Source organism: Paraglaciecola arctica (genome assembly GCF_018861065.1).
Classification (GTDB): domain Bacteria; phylum Pseudomonadota; class Gammaproteobacteria; order Enterobacterales; family Alteromonadaceae; genus Paraglaciecola; species Paraglaciecola arctica_B.
The window spans coordinates 1-6,233 of the sequence record NZ_JAHKQO010000043.1 but is presented as its reverse complement, the minus strand read 5'-3'; the positions used below and the strand labels follow the sequence as shown (position 1 = coordinate 6,233).

Annotated in this window: 4 protein-coding genes; 3 read left to right on the top strand and 1 reads right to left on the bottom strand. The window is 39.7% G+C overall.

Annotated features, from left to right (window positions below):
- The 3 genes from imuA to KO534_RS18850 form a co-directional block, all read left to right on the top strand.
- Window positions 1–709 (top strand): translesion DNA synthesis-associated protein ImuA (gene imuA / locus KO534_RS18860; RefSeq protein WP_252732276.1); only part of this gene is annotated, 709 nt, incomplete at its 5' end.
- Between the two features lie 53 nt (window positions 710–762).
- Window positions 763–2,184, top strand: coding sequence for a Y-family DNA polymerase (locus KO534_RS18855; RefSeq protein ID WP_252732275.1), 1,422 nt, complete (start codon window positions 763–765; stop codon window positions 2,182–2,184).
- Window positions 2,184–5,279, top strand: a complete 3,096-nt coding sequence (locus KO534_RS18850) for an error-prone DNA polymerase (protein WP_215932102.1) — start codon at window positions 2,184–2,186, stop codon at window positions 5,277–5,279. The genes KO534_RS18855 and KO534_RS18850 overlap by 1 nt, the downstream gene beginning before the upstream one ends.
- Before the next feature lie 92 nt (window positions 5,280–5,371).
- Here the strand turns inward: KO534_RS18850 and KO534_RS18845 are convergent, their stop codons facing one another.
- The gene (locus KO534_RS18845) at window positions 5,372–6,028 is read right to left on the bottom strand and encodes a nitroreductase family protein (RefSeq protein WP_215932100.1); all 657 of its coding nucleotides are present in this window, start codon (window positions 6,026–6,028) and stop codon (window positions 5,372–5,374) included.
- Window positions 6,029–6,233 lie beyond the last annotated feature (205 nt).

Genomic DNA, 6,233 nt, shown 5'->3' with positions numbered 1-6,233 from the left:
ACAGTATATTTATGATCTTATGCACCCTACGATTTCTTATTTAAAACATAAAAATTTGCTCTGGCAGGCGAGTCATACTCAACCAACGGGTCATGGCCAGCACACTGGATTTAAGGAATTAGACAATGCATTACAAGGAGGGTTTCCTGAGTATGGCGTCATCGATATTCGCAGCCAAATTGGCATTGGTGAGCTGCGCTTATTGCTACCTAGTATTCTTACAAGGCAACAACAAAAGCCAACAGAACTAGTCACTTTTATCGCACCACCACTGTCGATTAATAGTGAAATGTTAGCTGAGTTTGGTTTTGCACTTGATCAAGTAATGGTGGTGCAACCTCTTTTAAATAAACAGGTGTTGTGGAGCACTGAGCAAAGCCTTAAAAGTGGCTGCTGTCATAGCGTGGTTTTGTGGCATGCTTCATTGTCTGTCACACAAGTCAAGCGCCTGCAAGTCGCCGCAGAAAAAGGGCAGTGTTTACTTTTTATTGTACGTCAGCCTCAACAAGAACATATCTCCTTGCCCGTCACTTTAGGAATACAACTCAGCCCTTCTAAAGTGGGGATCAAAGCACAAATCACTAAACGTAAAGGCAGTTGGTCTAATGCTTCGTTTAATGTCTACATGGGAGCTTATTGGCCTGAGCTGAGTCAGTCTGAAGATTCTAAGGTGCTGACATTTCCCTCTCGTGCATCCCGCGCGGGATAAAGCACTTTTAACTTTTAACTTTTAACTTTTAACTTTTAACTTTTAACAGCGATATGATGCAACACCTTTGGCTATATCTGCATTTTCCTAATTTACAATTAGACGCACTATTACAACAAAATCCTGAATCAAATATCCATACCCAAGCTTATGTGATCTTAGACGAGCGAACCAACCAAGTCTGTCAACTCAACCACGCAGCTTACCAAGCTGGTATACGTTTAAACATGGGATTAGGAACTGCCGCGATGTTAAATGGAGACTTGCAAGTCATACCATACAAGCGAGAAATCACTCAAAACAGGTTAAGTGATATTGCTCAAAGCCTATATTTAGTCACCAGCGACATCTGCTTTTTTAACGATAATAGTTTGTTACTACGAGTCCATAACATGCTCAATCTATATGGCGATTTAAATGCTTATTGGCAAGTTGTGCAGCATCAACTATCACTACAAGAGGTCGTGTTTCATTATGCTACGGGGCTCTCCCCTCTCGGGGCTAGATTATTAGCAAACACTGCTTGGGATCAGGTAACCGATAACCCTATTGAAATCAAAAAAGCAATCACAGGTAGCACTTTACAGTACACAGACCTTACACCCAAAGCAGTAGAAAAATTACAACGAGTGGGCATATATACGATACAAGGTTTACTTAAAATTCCCCTGGCGGATATTGCCAAACGCTTTGACATGGAAGTAGCGACTTATATTGGAAAAATCACCGCTCAGATCCCCCATCCAGTGCGTTTTTTTCATCCTAAAAAATCTTTCGATCGTTTTATTGAATTGTTATACGACATAGAAAACGTACAAGTATTACAGGCGCCCCTAAAGCAACTTTTACAAGGTTTAGAAGAGTTTTTAAAAACACGAGACTTATTAACCCAGACTTTAGTGTTCATCCTTAGTCAGAGAGATGAAAAATCCATTGAGCTAAACATTCACTCTCAACAAGGCGAATATTTGGCCCATTCTTGGGCGGTATTAATATCTCTAAAATTAGAAAACATCGTACTCAGTGCACCAGTTTTTGCAATCCGTTTAATAGCAAAAAATACCTACATCAGAACGCCAGAAAAAAATGATTTATTTGCGGGTAAGCAGGGGAAGCTGTCACGTTTACAGTTGATATCCCTTCTCCAAGCAAAACTGGGAGAAGAGGCTGTATTTACCCCAACATTAACGAATGATTATCGACCTGAGCAAGTAATTCAAAACTCCACTCGACTTGCTAAGCCTAAACAAACTTTTCAACTCTACCCCTTACGCCCAAGCTTTTTATTACCCTCCCCGCAACGTTTACATGAAAAAGTTTCTATTGCTTATGGACCAGAACGTATAGAAACAGGTTGGTGGGACCCTAAACCAATCATCCGCGACTATTTTATAGCTCGCAACCAATTGGGTCAGTGGTACTGGGTATTTAAAACCCCACAAGGTGATTGGTATTTACATGGCGTATTCAGTTAATGGCAAAAACACATCAATATGCAGAGTTATTTTGCCAAAGCAATTTTAGCTTTTTATATGGCGCATCCCACCCACAAGAATTGGTTAAGCAAGCTGATTTTTTAAGTTATCACGCCATTGCTATTACCGATGAATGCTCAGTGGCAGGGGTCGCAAGAGCTTATACCGCTATAAAAGAACATGACCTAAACATCAAACTGATCATTGGTAGTCTGTTTCGATTTGGGGAAGATTTAGAGTTAGTTTTACTGTGTCCTGACAGACTGGCTTATGCAGAACTATGCAGAACCATTACTAATGCTCGCAAACGAGCACCTAAAGGTGAGTACCAGCTGAATCAATGGGATTTACTCGGCATCAAACATTGTTTAGTTATTTGGTTACCTAAAGGCACTCAAGAAATAGATGACCATTGGGGAGCCTGGCTTAAAAAACATTATAAACGCAAAGTGTGGCTAGGTTATCAACGGCATTTACAAGCTAACGAACATCGTTATCTAACGCATATACAACAAGTTAGCGGCAAACACCAACTCACTATCTGCGCCTGTGGTGGAATATTGATGCACCAGCAACAACGTTTACCACTGCAACATGCTCTCACTGCGATTCGTAAGGGTAAACCCATCTCAGAATTAGGCCGTCAATTGTTGCCCAATAGTGAACGTTATTTACGCCCTATTAATAAACTATCGACTTTGTATCAATCCGCCTGGCTTGAAGAAACCCTAACAATTGCCAATTTATGTACTTTTAGTTTGGCAAGTTTACGCTATGAATATCCTAGCGAACTAGTACCAGATAATAAAACAGCCTCTGAGTACCTTCGTGAGCTTGTGATCAAAGGCTTAGGTTTACGCTTTGCCACTGGAGGCAGATTAACCTTCGCAATCAAACGAATAATTATCAAAGAATTAAGACTAATCAAAGAGTTAAAATACGAGTATTTCTTCCTTACTATTTACGATGTGGTGCAATTCGCACAACAACAACAAATTTTGTATCAAGGAAGAGGCTCAGCAGCCAACTCGATAGTTTGTTATTGCCTACAAATCACGGCTGTCGATCCTAGGCAAATATCAGTATTGTTTGAACGGTTTATTTCCAAAGAGCGCCAAGAAGAACCGGATATTGACGTAGATTTTGAGCATGAAAGACGTGAAGAAATTATTCAGTACATCTATCAAAAGTATGGCCGAGAACGCACTGCCATAGCCGCTACAGTCACTACCTACCGCAGTAAAAGTGCTATCCGAGAAATAGGTAGGGCATTTGCCATAAACGAAAGCCAACTAGATTTTTTCATAAAGAATATCAATCACCGAGATATGCAATTAGGTTGGCAAACCCAAATTGCAGAACTTGGTCTAGACCCAACGTCATTACAAGGTAAACAATTTGTCAACTTAGTTAATGAAATAAAAGGGTTTCCTCGACATTTATCACAACATGTTGGCGGCTTTGTTATATCACAGGGGCCGCTCTATCATTTGGTTCCAATCGAAAATGCAGCCATGCAAGATAGAAGTGTGATCCAATGGGATAAAGACGATCTCGAAAGTTTAGGGCTTTTAAAAGTAGATGTACTAGCATTGGGGATGCTTACCGCAATACGTAAATCTTTTGCCTTAGTAGAAAAACATTATCAACATCACTTTAGCATTGCCCAGATCACCGCACTAGGTGACGACAAACAAGTTTATGAAATGATTCAGCAAGCAGATACTGTAGGTGTATTTCAAATTGAGTCTCGGGCACAAATGAGTATGCTTCCCAGACTGAAACCCGCTACCTTTTATGATTTAGTGATCCAAATAGCGATAGTACGACCCGGTCCTATTCAAGGTGGAATGGTACACCCCTTTTTAAAACATCGCGCTAATCCAAAATTAATTGAACATCAGTCTCCAGAATTGAAAAATGTTTTAGATCGTACCTCGGGTGTGCCAATTTTTCAGGAACAAGTAATAAAAATAGCTATGGTCGCTGCGGGTTTTTCAGGTGGTGAAGCAGACAAGTTACGACGGGCTATGGGGAGTTGGAAGAAAACGGGAGAACTAACAAATTTTAAAGACAAACTAATAACTGGCATGTCGCAGCGGGGTTACACCCTTGACTATGCAGAACGTATATATAGACAAATTTGCGGATTTGGGGAGTATGGCTTTCCAGAATCTCACTCCGCGTCCTTTGCCGTACTAGCTTACGTCTCATCTTGGCTAAAGCACTATTACCCTGCCGCGTTTTATGTGGGTTTATTAAATAGTTTACCAATGGGATTTTATTCAGCCAATCAACTTATTCAAGATGCTCGAAGGCATCAAATTGAAATTCTTCCTGTTTGTATCAATCATTCAAGTCATGACCACCTACTACAATATCAGAATAAAAGTTGGGCCATTAGATTAGGGATCCGTTTAGTAAAAGGAATAAATAAACAAGAAACTATAGAGTTAGTTGAGCAACGTCCGATGTCAGGCTTTGAAAACATTAACCAAGTAAAACAACTACAATTCAGTCGACAATTTTTAGAAGCACTAGCCAGTGCAAACGCTTTTCATTCTATTAGCGGCAATAGGTTTGAGAGCCGTTGGCAGCTTATGGACAATCAAAATGGCTTAGACTTACTCCAAAATCAATTAAGCGATCCTATAACTAACCTCCCTAGTCCTAGTAAATCTCAAACGTTAGTAGAAGATTATAAGGCTACTAGTCTTAGTTTGTGCTCGCACCCTATCACCTTACTAAAGGAAGCTAATTTATTACCCAAGTACACCCAAGCCACACAATTAGACAACAAAAAGCATAGTAGTACCGTCACAGTAATTGGTGTAGTGACTTGTAGACAAAGGCCTGGCACATCCAAGGGTGTGACTTTCCTTACACTAGAGGATGATTCTGGGAATATTAATGTGGTTGTTTGGTTGGCAACCGCTAGAGCACAAAAACAAGCTTTTTTAAAAGCGAATATACTAAAGGTAAGTGGCATTTTAGAACGTGGGGATGGGGGGGTAACGCATATTATCGCTGGTAAATTGGAAGATCTCAGTCACTTAGTTGGTGAATTAGCAAACCGTTCCAGAAACTTTCACTAACGTTACGCAAAATAGTAAATAGCCGAGTAGAAACCCGGCTATTTTATTCAATATCATTAACCAGCAATGATAATTGCACATCTTATGATCGCTTAAACTACCTCAAGAATATCAGTAACAGGTAAGCGAGCTTTAGGTAAACCAAAATTCCAATCTTCTTTTTCATTTTGGTACCCCATAGCCAGTGCTACCTCACAAACATGGCCGTCGAGTTCTTCTTTAAATATCTCTCCAATTAACTCAGGATCGACTCCTTCCATAGGAGTAGACGCAATACCTAATCGAGCCAAAGTATGTAAAAGGTTTCCTAACGCTAAATAAACCTGAGCTTTCGTCCAGCTACTATTGTTACCACTTTCATCTGTGTTCATTTCAGCAAAGGCATAGGCCCCCATAAAGGAATCATACATCTCAGCCGGCAAATGTCCCGAACTGACTTCTACATCGACTCTTTTCGAGAACTTTTCTTTAGTAAACTTAGGATCATAAGCCAGTAACAACGAGTGTGAAGCTTCTTTTGCATGTAATTGATTAAACTGGTGTTTGTTAGCAAAGGTGTCGTGAAGACGCTGCTTCCCTTCATCACTTTCAACTAGTATAAACTTCCAAGGTTGTGAATTGATCGAAGATGGAGATAAACGTAGCGCTTCTTTAATTACATCTATATCTTCAGCCGAAATACGTTTACTAGGTTCATACTTCTTAACTGTATAGCGAGTACTAAGTTCTTTGATAATTTGGTGAGACATTTCAATTTCCGCCTTTCTTAATTACACAATAAAATATTAAGGCGAAGTGTATTACGAGTTCATTAGATTGATAATAGACATATAAATAGAAAGACTTTTTACTTTATATTGATAATAATTAGATTTTACATATTTACATATAAGAAAGGCCACCTAATGCAGGTGGCCTTTCTCATAAATGCGAGCCTGGCAATGTGCGACCTAC

Bases quoted from the DNA above. Each gene is read 5' to 3' on its own strand.
- KO534_RS18845 (WP_215932100.1), bottom strand. From the start codon at position 6,028: ATGTCTCACCAAATTATCAAAGAACTTAGTACTCGCTATACAGTTAAG.
- KO534_RS18850 (WP_215932102.1), top strand. From the start codon at position 2,184: ATGGCAAAAACACATCAATATGCAGAGTTATTTTGCCAAAGCAATTTT.
- KO534_RS18855 (WP_252732275.1), top strand. From the start codon at position 763: ATGATGCAACACCTTTGGCTATATCTGCATTTTCCTAATTTACAATTA.